This is a genomic window from Massilia forsythiae (assembly GCF_012849555.1).
GTDB lineage: Bacteria > Pseudomonadota > Gammaproteobacteria > Burkholderiales > Burkholderiaceae_D > Telluria > Telluria forsythiae.
Genome location: NZ_CP051685.1, coordinates 3841417 through 3855431, shown reverse-complemented (window position 1 = coordinate 3855431; position 14015 = coordinate 3841417). Strand labels below are relative to the sequence as shown.

At 65.7% G+C, this 14015-nt stretch carries 13 protein-coding genes; 4 read left to right on the top strand and 9 right to left on the bottom strand.

Features of this window, described 5'->3' with window-relative positions; translation table 11 throughout:
• Nucleotides 1-10: 10 nt before the first annotated feature.
• The 8 genes from cheA to flhD form a co-directional block, all read right to left on the bottom strand.
• On the bottom strand, nucleotides 11-2185 hold the full coding sequence (gene cheA, locus HH212_RS16540) for a chemotaxis protein CheA (RefSeq protein WP_170203474.1): 2175 nt from the start codon (nucleotides 2183-2185) through the stop codon (nucleotides 11-13).
• Between the two features lie 22 nt (nucleotides 2186-2207).
• Entirely contained in the window at nucleotides 2208-2573 is a 366-nt protein-coding gene (locus tag HH212_RS16535) for a response regulator (RefSeq protein WP_170203473.1), read from the bottom strand.
• Between the two features lie 139 nt (nucleotides 2574-2712).
• A complete protein-coding gene (locus tag HH212_RS16530; RefSeq protein ID WP_170203472.1) occupies nucleotides 2713-3261 on the bottom strand; it encodes a chemotaxis protein in 549 nt (182 codons plus the stop codon).
• 26 nt (nucleotides 3262-3287) lie between these two features.
• A complete protein-coding gene (gene motB / locus HH212_RS16525; protein WP_170203471.1) occupies nucleotides 3288-4277 on the bottom strand; it encodes a flagellar motor protein MotB in 990 nt (329 codons plus the stop codon).
• Between the two features lie 30 nt (nucleotides 4278-4307).
• Nucleotides 4308-5168 (bottom strand): flagellar motor stator protein MotA, encoded by an 861-nt coding sequence (motA, locus tag HH212_RS16520; RefSeq protein ID WP_170203470.1) that lies wholly within the window; start codon nucleotides 5166-5168, stop codon nucleotides 4308-4310.
• 138 nt (nucleotides 5169-5306) lie between these two features.
• Entirely contained in the window at nucleotides 5307-6092 is a 786-nt protein-coding gene (locus tag HH212_RS16515) for a class I SAM-dependent methyltransferase (protein ID WP_170203469.1), read from the bottom strand.
• A 19-nt stretch (nucleotides 6093-6111) separates the two neighbouring features.
• Nucleotides 6112-6663 (bottom strand): flagellar transcriptional regulator FlhC, encoded by a 552-nt coding sequence (flhC, locus tag HH212_RS16510; protein ID WP_170203468.1) that lies wholly within the window; start codon nucleotides 6661-6663, stop codon nucleotides 6112-6114.
• 75 nt (nucleotides 6664-6738) lie between these two features.
• On the bottom strand, nucleotides 6739-7056 hold the full coding sequence (flhD, locus tag HH212_RS16505; RefSeq protein ID WP_170203467.1) for a flagellar transcriptional regulator FlhD: 318 nt from the start codon (nucleotides 7054-7056) through the stop codon (nucleotides 6739-6741).
• 633 nt (nucleotides 7057-7689) lie between these two features.
• Between flhD and kynU the strand changes: the two genes are divergently transcribed.
• The 4 genes from kynU to HH212_RS16485 all read left to right on the top strand — a co-directional run bounded on the left by kynU (nucleotide 7690) and on the right by HH212_RS16485 (nucleotide 11682).
• A complete protein-coding gene (gene kynU, locus HH212_RS16500) occupies nucleotides 7690-8970 on the top strand; it encodes a kynureninase (protein ID WP_170203466.1) in 1281 nt (426 codons plus the stop codon).
• Nucleotides 8971-8979: 9 nt separating this feature from the next.
• Nucleotides 8980-9849: a tryptophan 2,3-dioxygenase gene (gene kynA, locus HH212_RS16495; protein ID WP_170203465.1), complete on the top strand. Its 870-nt coding sequence runs from the start codon at nucleotides 8980-8982 to the stop codon at nucleotides 9847-9849.
• A 67-nt stretch (nucleotides 9850-9916) separates the two neighbouring features.
• Entirely contained in the window at nucleotides 9917-10462 is a 546-nt protein-coding gene (locus HH212_RS16490) for an RBBP9/YdeN family alpha/beta hydrolase (protein ID WP_170203464.1), read from the top strand.
• A gap of 89 nt (nucleotides 10463-10551) precedes the next feature.
• Nucleotides 10552-11682, top strand: a complete 1131-nt coding sequence (locus HH212_RS16485; RefSeq protein ID WP_170203463.1) for an acyltransferase family protein — start codon at nucleotides 10552-10554, stop codon at nucleotides 11680-11682.
• A gap of 266 nt (nucleotides 11683-11948) precedes the next feature.
• Here the strand turns inward: HH212_RS16485 and htpG are convergent, their stop codons facing one another.
• A complete protein-coding gene (gene htpG / locus HH212_RS16480; RefSeq protein WP_170203462.1) occupies nucleotides 11949-13871 on the bottom strand; it encodes a molecular chaperone HtpG in 1923 nt (640 codons plus the stop codon).
• Nucleotides 13872-14015 lie beyond the last annotated feature (144 nt).

The following is a 14015-nucleotide window of genomic DNA, read 5'->3' as shown; positions in this document are numbered from 1 at the left end:
GGTTGTTCGGTTACAGGGTGACGGCGTCGTCGGTCAGCTGGCGGGCCGAGCGCAGCAGCGCGGCCACGTCCAGGATCAGGGCCACGCCGCCGTCGCCCAGGATGGTGGCGCCGGAGATGCCGGCCACCTTGCGGTAATTCGATTCGAGGTTCTTCACCACCACCTGCTGCTGGCCGACCAGCTCGTCGACGAACAGCGCGGCCTTGCGCCCTTCGGTCTCGAGGATCACCAGGATGCCCTCGGTGGGGTCGGTGCAGTGCGGCTCGATGTTGAACATCTGGTGCAGCGGGATCAGCGGCAGGTACTCGCCGCGCACCTTGACCACGCGGCCCTGGCCGGCGATCTCCTTGACGTCGGAGGGCAAAGGCTGCAGCGACTCGACCACGAAGCCCAGCGGCAGGATGTAGATCTCGTCGCCGCAGCGGATCGACATGCCGTCCAGGATCGCCAGCGTCAGCGGCAGCGAGATCAGGATGGTGGTGCCGAAGCCCTGGGCCGAGCGGATGTCGATGCTGCCGCCCAGCGCCGTGATGTTGCGCTTGACGACGTCCATGCCGACCCCGCGCCCGGAGACGTCGGTGACGATTTCCGCGGTCGAGAAGCCGGGCGCGAAGATCAGCTGCCAGACCTCGGCATCGCTCATGGCGTTCGATACCGGCAAGCCGTTGGCGGCGGCCTTGGCCAGGATCTTTTCGCGGTTCAGGCCGGCGCCGTCGTCAGCCACCTCGATCACGATGTTGCCGCCCTGGTGCGCGGCCGACAGGAACAGGCGCCCCGACTCCGACTTGCCGGCCTTGACGCGCGCGGCCGGCAGTTCGATGCCGTGGTCGATGCTGTTGCGCACCAGGTGCGTCAGCGGATCGACGATGCGCTCGATCAGGCCCTTGTCCAGTTCGGTGGCCGCGCCGTGGGTGATGAAGTCGACCTTCTTGCCCAGCTTGCCGGCCAGGTCGCGCACCATGCGCGGAAAGCGCGAGAACACGAAATCCATCGGCATCATGCGGATCGACATCACCGCTTCCTGCAGCGCGCGCGTGTTGCGGGTCAGCTGCGACACCGATTGCAGCAGGCGCTCGTGCAGCATCGGGTCGAGGCCGTCGCTTCTCTGCTCGATCATGGCTTGCGTGATCACCATCTCGCCGACCAGGTTGATCAGCTGGTCGACCTTTTCGATCGACACGCGGATCGAGCCCGCTTCGGCGTGCGCATGGGCCGCTTCCGCCGCCTTCTTCGCCGCCTTTTTCTCGAGCGCTTCGGCTTCCTGCGCCTCGGCGCGCGCCTGTGCGGACGCCGCCTTCGCCGCCTCTTGCGGCACATCGGCGATGCCGGCCTCGCGCCGGATCTGCTCGATCGGCTGGAAGAAGCCGTAGCCGCGCTCGTCGTCGGACGGTTCGGCCGCATGTGCGGCGGCGCCGGCATCGGGCTCGACCGGGTCGAAGAAGCCGTAGCCCTGCGCGTCCTCGATGCGGGCGCGTTCGGCAGCCTCGATGGCGCGTTGCTCGGGCGTCAAGGGCGGCGCCTCGAACACCTTGAGGTCGTCCGGATCGAGCACGAACGAGCAGATGGCGACGATGTCGTCCAGGCTTTCGTGGGTGGTGATGACCAGCGCGCTGCGTCCGCCCGCGAGCGGCACCACCGACACCCGTCCCATCAGCCCGAGTTCGTCGACCAGCGCGTTCACATCGCGCTGCGGCAGGTCGGGCAGTTCGATCTTGTAGCGGTGCGCGCCTTCGGCCACGGCCTGCTTGTGCTCGGCATGCAGGAACGACGGCACGGTGGCGTGGTGCACCGGCACCACGCCCTGCGACAGGTCGTGCAGCACCATGCGCACGTTGGCGACGGCATCCTGGTCGACGGCGGCGCCGTGGCGGTGGCCGTCGAGCTGCATCTTGAGGATGTCCTTGGCCGACAGGAAGGCGTCCACGTGCTGCGCGGTGAGCGCCATCTCGCCCTTGCGGATGCGGTCGAGCAGCGACTCCAGCACGTGGGTCACTTCGCTCATGTCGTTCAGGCCGAAGGTCGAGGCGCCGCCCTTGATCGAATGGGCGGTGCGGAAGATCGCGTTCAGGTCTTCCGCGTCGGGCGCGGCGGGATCGACGGCCAGCAGCAGACGCTCCTTCTCGGCGAGGAGTTCTTCCGCCTCGTCGAAAAAGACCTGGTAGAACTGGCTGATGTCGATGCTCATGGTGCTTCCCGTGGTGACCCTGTTATCCAATGACCTTCTTGACGACCTCGATCAGGCGCTGCGGATCGAAGGGCTTGACCAGCCAGCCGTTGGCGCCGGCGGCGCGGCCCCTGGCCTTCATCTCGTCGGACGATTCGGTGGTCAGCATCAGGATCGGCACCTTGGCATAGGCCGGCATGCCGCGCAGCGACTTGATCAGCGTGAGGCCATCCATCTTCGGCATGTTCTGGTCGGTCAGGACCAGGTCGACGGTCTGCTGGCGCGCCTTGTCCAGCCCATCCTGGCCGTCGACCGCCTCCACCACCTGGTAGCCGGCCGCCTTCAGGCTGAACGCCACCATCTGGCGCAGCGAGCTCGAATCGTCGACCGCGAGAATTGTTTTTGCCATTTTTTTTACTCCTAGGGGTCAGCGCCCGGTTTTTCCTTCAGGGCTCCGACCCCGGTGTTCAGCCACAGGCCTAGCCCGTCTTGATCAGATGAGGTCAGAGCCCACCCGAGTGAACCGGGCACCGACCCCATAACATAAATTAGAACAACTCCACATCCCCGCTTTCCAGTTGCCGCTGTTCCACCGACTTGCGCAGCATGCCGCGCAGCGCGATCGACTGCAGCGCCAGCGCGCTGCCGACCTGCCCCAGGCGCTCGACGATTTCCTCGCTGTCGCTCTCGGGCACGATGCCGGCGCCGTGCGCGTTCAGCGTCGCCAGGAAGGCGCGCAGGCCGCTCACGCGGCGCAGCGTGCGGTCGAGCAGCTGGCTGGTCATGTCCTGGAACTGCATGCCGGTGACGGCGCCGTTCACGTGGCGCGCGATCTCGGCGGACATGCCGCCCAGCGCGGCGACATCGTCGGCGCTCGGTGCGGCGCCCGCCAGCAGGCGGTCGATCGCGTCCTGGCGCGTCTCCACCGCCTGGTGGATCGCCATGAAGCTGGCGGTCAGCTTGACGATCGCCTCCTCGAGCAGCAGGTTGGTCTGCACCAGGTCGGTCTCGACCTCGACCAGGTGGCGCCGGCCATGGTCGGACACGCCCGACAGCAGGCGCTTGACGCGGGAGCCGAGAATCTTTTTCCTTGTCATGCCATCCTCCAGATCGTCACGCCGCGCTACTTCCCGGCCGCGGCCGGCGCCGCCGGGGCTGCCGCTGCCTCAGCAGGCGCGATGCCGCCGCCCGTCGCCGACGCCACCGCCTTCACCGCTGCGTCGGCATCGTCGCCCGGCACGTCGAGCGCCACGCCGTCGCGCAGCAAGCCTTCCTCGGTACGCTTGTTCATCACCAGGATGCTGATGCGGCGGTTGACCGGATTGAACGGGTCCTTGCGGTCCAGGTGGTTGACGCCGGCCAGGCCCACCACGCGCAGCACCTTGGCGTCGGCCAGGCCGCCGCGCACCAGTTCGCGGCGCGAGGCGTTGGCGCGGTCGGCCGACAATTCCCAGTTGCTGTAGCCGCTCTCGGTCATGTAGGGCGTGGAATCGGTGTGGCCGGACAGGCTCAGCTTGTTCGGCACGTCGTTCAGCACCAACGCCAGCACGTCCAGGATGTCGCGCGTGTACGGCTGCAGCTCGGCGCGCGCGCTCTCGAACATCGGACGGTTCTTTTCGTCGACGATCTGGATGCGCAGGCCTTCGCTGGTGATGTCCAGCAGCAGCTGGTTCTTGTACTTCTTCAGCACCGGGTTGGCCTCGATGGTGGCCTGGATGCGCTCCTTCAGCGTCTGCAGGCGCTCCGCTTCGGCGCGCTCGACCGCGGCGCGCGCCGCCTTCATGTCGTAGACCTTCTTGTCGGGGGTGACTTCGCCCTTCTTGACCTGGCCGTTGCGCCGGGTCAGGTCCTGGCCGCCGCCCTGCAGGATCGAGGTGGCGTCGCCGGCGCCGGAACCGCCCTGCAAGGCCACCTTCAGCGGCGTCTTGAAGAAGCTGGCGATGCCTTCCATGTCGCCCTTGGTGGTCGAGCCGAGCAGCCACATGAGCAGGAAGAACGCCATCATCGCCGTCACGAAGTCGGCATAGGCGATCTTCCAGGCGCCGCCGTGGTGGCCGTGGCCGCCCTTCTTGATGCGCTTGACGATGATCGGGCGCTGGCCTTCGTCAGCCATGGCGGCCTCCCCGTGGGCGTGCGATCGGCATTATTTGCTCTTGGCCTTCTTGATGTGGTCTTCCAGTTCGGCAAAGGTCGGACGCTCGGTCGAGTACAGCACCTTGCGGCCGAATTCGACGGACAGCGCCGGGGCGTAGCCGTTCAGGCTGGCCAGCAGCGTCACCTTCACGGTCTGGAACATCTTGGTGGATTCCTCCAGTTTCTGTTCCAGCAGGCCCGACAACGGACCGACGAAGCCGTAGGCCAGCAGGATGCCGAGGAAGGTGCCGACCAGCGCGTGCGCGATCAGGATGCCCAGCTCGGCCGGCGGCATGCCCACCGATTCCATCGTGTGCACCACGCCCATCACCGCCGCCACGATGCCGAAGGCCGGCAGGCCGTCGCCCAGCTTGGCGATACACTGGGCCGGGAGCGCTCCCTCATGATGGTGGGTCTCGATTTCGTTGTCCATCAGGTTCTCGATCTGGAAGGCGTCCATGTTGCCGGATACCATCAACCGCAAGTAATCGGTGATGAATTCGACGATGTGGTGGTCGGCCAGCACGGCCGGGTACTTCGAGAACACCGGGCTCTGTTCCGGGCTTTCGATGTCGCCTTCGATCGACATCAAGCCTTCCTTGCGCACCTTGGACAGCACGTCGAACAACAGCGACATCAATTCCATGTACATGTCGCGCGTGAATTTGGAGCCCTTGAACACGGTCGGCAGCGCCTTCATGGTCGCCTTGACCGCTTTCGGGGTATTGCCCACGAAAAACGCGCCGAGCGCGGCGCCGAAGATCATGACCAGCTCCAGCGGCTGCCACAACACGGCCAGGTGGGCGCCGGTTGCGGCATAGCCGCCGAACACGGCGCCTATGACGACGATGTAACCAATAATGACAAACACGGCGCTCCCGATCGATGAATCCGCGTATTCCACGGCCCTGGATTCGACAAACAATAAATCCAAGAAGAAATATTTACTTAGGGAACTAGATTAACGGGAGAAGTGACTACGAGCAAGTAAAAATGCCCTGACTGTGGTTCAAAAGTGCCATACGTAAACATTTTTATGGGTACTTTCGATAACCAAATGCCAATCCGGTGCCCTATCGACAATAATGAATTCGTAACTAACAAGCACACTGCCGGGCTGCATCTCGGCGCTGGCCTTGCGCCACAGCGCCGCCATTGCTGCCGGCGACAGGTAGGCGAACACCAGGTCGTAGCTGCCGAAGTCGAGGTCGTCGTAGTCACCGCGCAGGAAGCGCGCGCGGCTGCCTTCGAGGCGCGCGCGCAGGCGGCTGGCCAGCCATGGCAGCGGCGCCAGCTCGATGCCGTCGATGCGGCAATCGGGACGGCGCCGCGCCAGGTCCAGCACGAGGCCGCCGAGGCCGCTGCCGATGTCGATCGCCGCCGCCGGCCGCTCCTGGGGCAGCAGGCCGGCGACCACGTCGCGCACCGCGCGTCCGGACGGGTAGTACGGCACTTGCGTGCGGAAGGTCGACCAGTACACCAGCACCAGCAGCAGGAACACAACCAGGAACAGTGCCGGCGGCAGCGCCAGGCCGCGCGCGCCATCCTGCGCCAGCAGCAAGGCGGATGGGAAGACGAACTGGATCGCAAGCCACCAGCGCGCCAGGCCGGCGCGCCAGGACAGCAACGCAGCCCCGGCGCCCTGCAGCAGCGCCACGCCCAGCGGCTGCGGCGCCATGCCGGCGCGCGCCAGCAGCCATACCGCGGCCAGCGTCAAGGGAAACGCCAGCATTTGCAGCAGCAGTGCGCGCAGGGCGGGCGCCGCCAGGATACGGCGCAGGCGCGACGCGTTCATGAATGCGGAGGAAGGAAAGTCAGTTGCCGCCAGCCTGGGCGGCGGCGTCCTTGGCCTTGCGCGTCTTGCCGGCGCGCGAGGGCATGTGGCACAGGCCGCACTGGTAATTGTCGTTCAGGTCGAGCGCGTTGACCACGAACTTGCCCTGGCACTTGGAACACGGCGCCACCATCAGCATGTTTCCTTGGAAGAAACGCACCAGGGTCCAGGCGCGCGTCAGCGACAGCAAGGGCTCCTCGCCCGGCTCCGGCGGCATCTGCTCCAGGTACAGCTGGTAGGACTTCATGATCGCCTGGATGCCGGTGGCGCCGGCGTTGTCGACCAGGAATTTATAAATATTGATGTACAGCGAGGAATGGATGTTCGGCTGCCAGGTCAGGAACCAGTCGGTCGAGAACGGCAGCATGCCCTTCGGCGGCGACACGCCCTTGAGTTCCTTGTACAGCTTGATCAAGCGTTCGCGCGACAGCGAGACTTCGTTCTCCAGCAGCTGGAGACGGGCGCCCAGCTGGATCAGTTCGATGGCCAGCTGGATTTCCTGGGCTTCGGACACGACGCTTTTCTTGCTCATGATGACCTGTTGGCGGCTGCGGGGAGGATGCCACGTCCACCCTACCGCCGTGGACCGAAAACCGGGGTTTGAATCTTAGGCGATTTCTTCGGCGGGCTGGCCGGCCATCAGGATGGCGGCGTGCGACTGCGCCAGGGCGCGGTCCTTGCTGTGGCTGGTGAGCATGCCCAGGATCGCCGAATCGTCGAAGCGGAAGCGCGCCAGCATCATGTTGCCGCCGGCCAGCTTCAGGATCTGGGCATTGCTCATGCCTTCGATTAGTTCGGCAATGTCGGCCGAGATGCCAAGCCGGAAGATCGCCGTGACCTTGTCGGCGCGAATCATCTGCTGGGCCAGCATCAGGTAGCTCAGGTTCGCATCACGAATTTCAGCCATCATGTCGTTCGCAGTCATTTTCATCTCTCCGTTGGTCGCTTCCGGCCCGCAATGTGTTGCCGATGAGATAGATTCTGACCGTGAGGAAACTTTTCAGCTATCGGAGCATGTCTGTATTTTTCGTCCGCCAAAGGCGATAGGACTCGTAGGAGTTTGTCTGACAAACTCGCTCGAATCAGGGGTGCTCCCCTATGACAAGGGGACGAAGGAAATTGTTTTGAACATGACACTTTCGACTTAGCAAATACTTTTATCGAAAGCATCTTGTGTTGGTTTACGTCAACCAAAACCGGAACTTTAGGGTCGTTCGAAAATATTTTTCACGTCTTCTGGGTCGCTCTGAATCCTTATCGGCACCGTTTCAACCGACTTTAGCGTTTCCGAAAACTTTTTTTCGACGCTTTTCCCCGTATCTGGATGGGTTATCGGACGCCGTCGCGGGAACTTTAGGGTTTTCCCAAAATATTTTCGAAAATTTTTCGTTGTCCCCCTGCTCGCGTTGCAACCGGCCGAGCAAATTGTCCGATCGACATCGAACGTCGGCGATGGCGTGTGCGCCGGATTGCTTGCTACACTGCGGCGGTCGGCCTTGCGCATCTGTCCGGGGCCGGCGCCGACTTCCCTGCAACCCAACCGATCCCGCACCGCACGATGGACATTGCCCCGACCGCCGACCGCCCTTCCCTGCCGACCACCCGCGCCGATTGCCTGGCGCTCGACGCCGCCGACCCGCTGGCGCCGCTGCGCGCGCGCTTCGACCTGCCCGAGGGCGTGATCTACCTGGACGGCAATTCGCTCGGCGCGCGTCCGCGCAGCGCCCTGGCGCGCGCCCAGGACGTGGTGGCGCGCGAATGGGGCCGCGACCTGATCCGCAGCTGGAACGACGCCGGCTGGTTCGAGCTGCCCAAGCGCCTGGGCGATCGCCTGGCGCCGCTGATCGGCGCGCATGCCGGCGAAGTCGTGGTCACCGACACCACCTCGCTCAACCTGTTCAAGGCGCTGGCGGCAGCGCTGGCAATCCAGGAGGAACGCGCACCGGCGCGCAAGACCATCGTCACCGAGCGCGCCAACTTCCCGACCGACATCTACATGGCCGACGGCCTGGCGCGCTGGCTCGACCGCGGCTACGGCGTGCGCCTGGTCGACACCCCGGAGGAGCTGGAAGCGGCGGTGGACGCCGATTGTGCCGTGCTGATGCTCACCCACGTGAACTACCGCGACGGGCGCCAGCACGACATGGCCGCCCTCACCGCCCACGCCCACGCCAACGGCGCCTTGACGGTATGGGACCTGGCCCACTCGGCCGGCGCGGTGCCGATCGACCTGCACGGCGCCGGGGCCGACTTCGCGGTCGGCTGCACCTATAAATACCTGAATGGCGGACCGGGCGCGCCGGCCTTTATCTGGGTGCCGCAGCGCCACCAGGCCGCGTTCAGCCACCCGCTTACCGGCTGGTGGAGCCACGCGGCGCCGTTCGCGATGGCGCATGGCTTCGCCGCAGCCGACGGCATCGGGCGCGCGCTGTGCGGCACCCAGCCGGTGGTGTCGCTGGCGCTGGTCGAGTGCGGCCTGGACGTGTTCGACGCCACCGACATGACTGCGCTGCGCGAAAAATCGCTGGCGCTGACCGACCTGTTCATCGGCCTGGTCGAACGCCGCTGCGCCGGGCACCGGTTGACACTGGTCACGCCGCGCGAGCATGCACGGCGCGGCAGCCACGTCAGCTTCACCCATCCGCACGGCTACGCGGTGATGGCGGCGCTGATCGGGCGCGGCGTGATCGGCGACTACCGCGAGCCGGACATCATGCGCTTCGGCTTCACCCCGCTGTACACCGGCTTCACCGACGTCTGGGACGCGGTCGAGACCCTGCGCGATATCCTCGACGGCGAAGGCTACGATATCCACGCCGCGCGCGCGGCGGTGACCTAGGGAGACGCCATGGACCCCATGGACGAAGGCGAGCAGCCGCCGGCGCCGTCGCCGGAAAACGCGCAATGGCACGGCGCACGCATGGACTTCAGCCAGGCCATGCGCTACGGCGACTACCTGGGCCTGGAGCAGATCCTGTCGGCCCAGCACCCGCTGTCGCCGGACCACAACGAGATGCTGTTCATCGTCCAGCACCAGACGGGCGAACTGTGGATCAAGCTGATGCTGCACGAACTGCAGGCGGTGCGCACGCTGGTGGCCGGCGGCGACCTGCCGCCCGCCTTCAAGATGTTGGCGCGGGTGGCGCGCATCATGGACCAGCTGGTGCACGCCTGGGACGTGCTGGCCACCATGACCCCGCCCGAGTACAGCGCCATCCGGCCCTACCTGGCCGCGTCCTCCGGCTTCCAGTCGTTCCAGTACCGGGAACTCGAATTCATCCTCGGGAACAAGAACCCGGCCATGCTGGCGGTGCACCGGGATGCGCCCGGGCAGCACGCGCGCCTGGAACGCGAACTGCACGCGCCCTCGATCTACGACGAGGCGGTGCGGCTGCTGGCGCGTTCCGGACTGGCAGTGTCGCCCGAACGGCTGGCGCGCGACCCCGGCCTGCCCACGGCGCACGACGATTCGGTGATGGCGGCCTGGCTCGCCGTCTACCGCGACCCCGGGCATCACTGGGCGCTGTACGAGCTGGCCGAGAAGCTGGTCGACCTGGAGACCGCGTTCCGCTTCTGGCGCTTCCGCCACGTGTCGACGGTGGAGCGCATCATCGGCTTCAAGGCCGGCACCGGCGGCACCGCCGGCGTCAGCTACCTGCGCAAGATGCTGGACGTGGTGCTGTTTCCGGAACTGTTCGCGCTGCGCACGAAGCTGTAGACGCGCCGCGCCGCCACCCGGCGTGCAATAATGGCAAGCGTCATATCAACATTGCTGTGGAGGCTCCATGAAGTGCGACATCCTGATCCTGGCCGGCCTGTGGAACTCCGGTCCGCAGCACTGGCAATCGCACTGGGAGCGCAAGTACCCGGCCTGGACCCGCGCCGCGCACCGCGACTGGAACAACCCCGAGCGCGACGAATGGGTGGCCGAGCTGGACGCGGCGATTGCCGCCTGCCAGGGCAAGCCGATCCTGGTCGCGCACAGCCTGGGCTGCATGCTGGTGAACCAGTGGGCGCAGTCCGGCTCGCGCCTGGAAGTGGCCGGCGCCTTCCTGGTGGCGCCGAGCGACACCGACGCCGACTCCTACCCGGTCGGCAGCAACGGTTTTTCTCCGGTGCCGATGGAGGCGCTGCCCTTCCCCTCGCTGGTGGTGGCCAGCAGCGACGACCCGTACGTGACGCCCGAGCGCGCGCGCGCCTTTGCCGCCGCCTGGGGCAGCCGCCTGGTCGAGATCGGCAACGCCGGCCACGTGAATGCCGACAGCGGCTACGGCGCGTGGCCCGAGGGCGAGCGCCTGCTGGAAGACTTCTGCCGCGACCTGAACCCGTGATGCCCGGGACATCACGTGCCGGGCGTCGCGTGCCGGACATGTGATCCCCGTCCTGCCTGATCACATGCCGCCGACGAGGTGCCTTCGAGATGAACAGCCGCCCCAGCATGCGCCCGCCGGCCGGACTGGACCAGCCTTTCTCCCTGTATCTCGACCTGGTGCGCACGCTCGCGGCGCTGGCCGTGGTGGCGGCGCACTTCGGCTATTTCGGCATCTTCAGCGCGCGCCAGGTCGCCGCCATCCCCGATTTCGGGCGCGAGGCGGTAATCGCCTTCTTCGTGCTGTCCGGCTTCGTGATCGCCTACAGCGCCGAGCACAAGAACCATACGCTGGGCGAATACGCCGCCGCCCGCTGCGCGCGCCTGTATTCGGTGGCGCTGCCGGTGCTGCTGTTCGCGTTCTTGCTGGCGGCGCTCGCGGCCGGCCCCCTGCACGGCCGCGTCGACGACGCCTACCAGCTGCAGCGCCCCTGGCTGTACGTCCCCTTCCACCTGCTGTTCCTGGGCGACGTCTGGCGCTTCGCCGAGCGTCCGCCCTGGCTGCTGCCCTACTGGTCGCTGGATTACGAAGCCTGGTACTACGTGCTGTTCGGCGTGGCCTGCTACCTGCGCGGCCGGCGCCGCCTGCTGGCGCTGGCGTGCGTGCTGGCCCTGATCGGCCCGCGCCTGTGGCTGCTGCTGCCGGTGTGGCTGAGCGGGGTCGCGCTGTACCGCTGGCAGCGGCGCCCGCACGCCATCGGGCGCGGCGCGGCGCGCGCCGGCTGGCTGCTCAGCGTGCTGCTGATGGCGCTGTGGGGCTGGCTGGACCCCGAACCGGCCTTGCGCCAGGTGGCCAACGGCGCCTGGCCGTTCACGGCGATCCGGCTGGGCAGCGCCGACCGCGTGCTGGCCGACTATGCCGTCATGCTGATCGTGCTGGCCAACTTCGCCTGCGCGCGCCATGCCGGCTTCGGTCTGCTGGAACGGCTGCGCAGCCCGGTGCGGCGGATGTCGGCGCACACCTTTACCCTGTACCTGTCGCACGGCGTGGTGATCGGCGCCTGGCAGACCCTGGTACCGATCGAGCGCGGCCAGCCGGGCACCATCCTGGCGCTGGCCGCAGCGATCGCGCTGGTGACGGTGGCGCTGCAGCCGCTCACGGTGGCGCTGCAGCGGGCGCTGCATGCGGGGGTGATGGCGTTTGCCGGGGTCCTGGGGCGGGTGCCGCGGGTGGTGCAGTGAGCATCGGCCAGCCGATCAGTGCAGATGGCTTGATGGCAGCATAAATCACGTCGTCCCCGCGCAGGGTAAAGAATGCCACTGGCATTCTTTACCCCATGCTGAGCCAAAGATAGACACGGTGTATGGGTCCCCGCCTGCGCGGGGACGACGGTCTCCAAGTAGACTGTATCAATTTCGGCCGCAGTGTGCGAGCGCCGCAACCACGATAAAAAAATGGCCAGCGCACCAACGCGCCGGCCATTATCAAGATCTGCCGAATAGCGGGTTTACTTGCCCGCAGTCGCCAGCAGCATCTCGTTCAAACGCTTCACGAACGCCGCCGGATCGCTCAGGCTGCCGCCTTCGGCCAGCATGGCCTGGTCGAACAGGATGTGCGACCAGTCGGCGAAGCGCGGGCTGGCAGCATCTTCGTACTTCAGGCGCGTCACCAGCGGGTGCTGCGGGTTGATCTCGAGGATCGGCTTGCTGTCCGGCGCGTTCTGGCCGGCCTGCTTCAGCATGCGCACCAGGTTGGCCGACAGTTCGTGCTCGTCCGCCACCAGGCAGGCCGGCGAGTCGGTCAGGCGGAAGGTCACGCGCACGTCCTTGGCCTTGTCCGCCAGCGCGCCCTTCATCTTCTCGACCAGCTCTTTGTACTGGCCTTCGGTTTCCTCGTGCTCCTTCTTCTCGGCCTCGTCTTCCAGCTTGCCCAGGTCCAGGCCGCCCTTGGCCACCGACACCAGTTCCTTGCCGTCGAAGTCGTTCAGGAAGGACAGCATCCACTCGTCCACGCGGTCGGTCAGCAGCAGCACTTCCACGCCCTTCTTGCGGAAGATTTCCAGGTGCGGGCTGTTCTTGGCGGCGGTGTAGCTGTCGGCGGTGACGTAATAGATCTTGTCCTGGCCTTCCTTCATGCGGCCGACGTAGTCCTCGAACGAGGTCGACTGGTCGGCATTCTCGTTGTGGGTCGAGGCGAAGCGCAGCAGCTTGGCGATGCGGTCCTTGTTGGTCGCATCCTCGCCGATGCCTTCCTTGAGCACCTGGCCGAATTCCTTCCAGAAGGTGACGTACTTCTCCTTGCCTTCCTGCTCGTCCGAGTTCGCCATCTCTTCCAGCATGCCCAGCACGCGCTTGGTCGAACCTTCGCGGATCACGCGCACGTCGCGCGATTCCTGCAGGATCTCGCGCGAGACGTTCAGCGGCAGGTCGGCGGAATCGATCACGCCCTTCACAAAGCGCAGGTAGACCGGCATCAGCTGCTCGGCATCGTCCATGATGAACACGCGCTTGACGTACAGCTTGATGCCGCCGCGCTTGTTGCGGTCCCACAGGTCGAACGGCGCGTGCGCCGGCACGTACAGCAGCTGGGTGTACTCGCTGCGGCCTTCCACGCGGTTGTGGGTATGGGCCAGCGGTTCCTGGAAGTCGTGCGAAACGTGTTTATAGAACTCGTCGTACTGTTCCTTGGTGATGTCCGACTTGGAACGGGCCCACAGCGCGCTGGCCTGGTTCACGGTTTCCAGCTCGTCGGTCACGACGTTTTCCTTCTTCTCCTCGTCCCACTCTTCCTTCTGCATGGCGATCGGCAGCGAGATGTGGTCGGAGTACTTGCGGATGATCGACTTCAGCTTCCAGGCCGACAGCAGCTCGTCCTCGCCTTCGCGCAGGTGCAGGGTGATGTCGGTGCCGCGGCCGGGCTTGTCGACCTGCTCGATGGTGTAGTCGCCCTCGCCGGTCGATTCCCAGCGCACGCCATCCGACGCATCGGCGCCGGCGCGGCGGGTCACGACGGTGACGCGGTCGGCCACGATGAAGGCCGAGTAGAAGCCCACGCCGAACTGGCCGATCAGCGCGGCGTCGGCCTGCTGGTCGCCCGAGAGCTTGCCGAAGAATTCCTTGGTGCCCGACTTGGCGATGGTGCCCAGGTGCGAGATGACTTCGTCGCGGCTCATGCCGATGCCGTTGTCGGAAATGGTGACGGTCTTGGCGTCCTTGTCGAACGCCACCTTGATCTTCAGTTCGTGGTCGTTGCCGTACAGGGCGTCGTTGTTGATGGCTTCGAAGCGCAGCTTGTCGGCGGCGTCGGACGCGTTCGAGATCAGTTCGCGCAGGAAGATTTCCTTGTTGGAATACAAGGAGTGGATCATCAGTTGCAGCAGCTGTTTGACTTCAGCTTGAAAGCCAAGGGTTTCTTTTTCGGCGACAGCCATGTTGGTCCTCGTGGTGATCGTTGGTTGAACAGACCGGGCCAACATAAGGATGGCGCGCGGGATTTCAAGAGATTTTTTTGACAAGCAATATTGCAGCGCGAACAAACGCGCGCGGATGCGATGACGAAACGACATCCTTGCCGC

What these genes read in the sequence shown, in the direction of transcription:
- cheA (WP_170203474.1), bottom strand. Translation starts at nt 2,185, where the DNA reads ATGAGCATCGACATCAGCCAGTTCTACCAGGTCTTTTTCGACGAGGCG.
- HH212_RS16535 (WP_170203473.1), bottom strand. Translation starts at nt 2,573, where the DNA reads ATGGCAAAAACAATTCTCGCGGTCGACGATTCGAGCTCGCTGCGCCAG.
- HH212_RS16530 (WP_170203472.1), bottom strand. Translation starts at nt 3,261, where the DNA reads ATGACAAGGAAAAAGATTCTCGGCTCCCGCGTCAAGCGCCTGCTGTCG.
- motB (WP_170203471.1), bottom strand. Translation starts at nt 4,277, where the DNA reads ATGGCTGACGAAGGCCAGCGCCCGATCATCGTCAAGCGCATCAAGAAG.
- HH212_RS16515 (WP_170203469.1), bottom strand. Translation starts at nt 6,092, where the DNA reads ATGAACGCGTCGCGCCTGCGCCGTATCCTGGCGGCGCCCGCCCTGCGC.
- flhC (WP_170203468.1), bottom strand. Translation starts at nt 6,663, where the DNA reads ATGAGCAAGAAAAGCGTCGTGTCCGAAGCCCAGGAAATCCAGCTGGCC.
- flhD (WP_170203467.1), bottom strand. Translation starts at nt 7,056, where the DNA reads ATGACTGCGAACGACATGATGGCTGAAATTCGTGATGCGAACCTGAGC.
- kynU (WP_170203466.1), top strand. Translation starts at nt 7,690, where the DNA reads ATGGACATTGCCCCGACCGCCGACCGCCCTTCCCTGCCGACCACCCGC.
- kynA (WP_170203465.1), top strand. Translation starts at nt 8,980, where the DNA reads ATGGACCCCATGGACGAAGGCGAGCAGCCGCCGGCGCCGTCGCCGGAA.
- HH212_RS16490 (WP_170203464.1), top strand. Translation starts at nt 9,917, where the DNA reads ATGAAGTGCGACATCCTGATCCTGGCCGGCCTGTGGAACTCCGGTCCG.
- HH212_RS16485 (WP_170203463.1), top strand. Translation starts at nt 10,552, where the DNA reads ATGAACAGCCGCCCCAGCATGCGCCCGCCGGCCGGACTGGACCAGCCT.
- htpG (WP_170203462.1), bottom strand. Translation starts at nt 13,871, where the DNA reads ATGGCTGTCGCCGAAAAAGAAACCCTTGGCTTTCAAGCTGAAGTCAAA.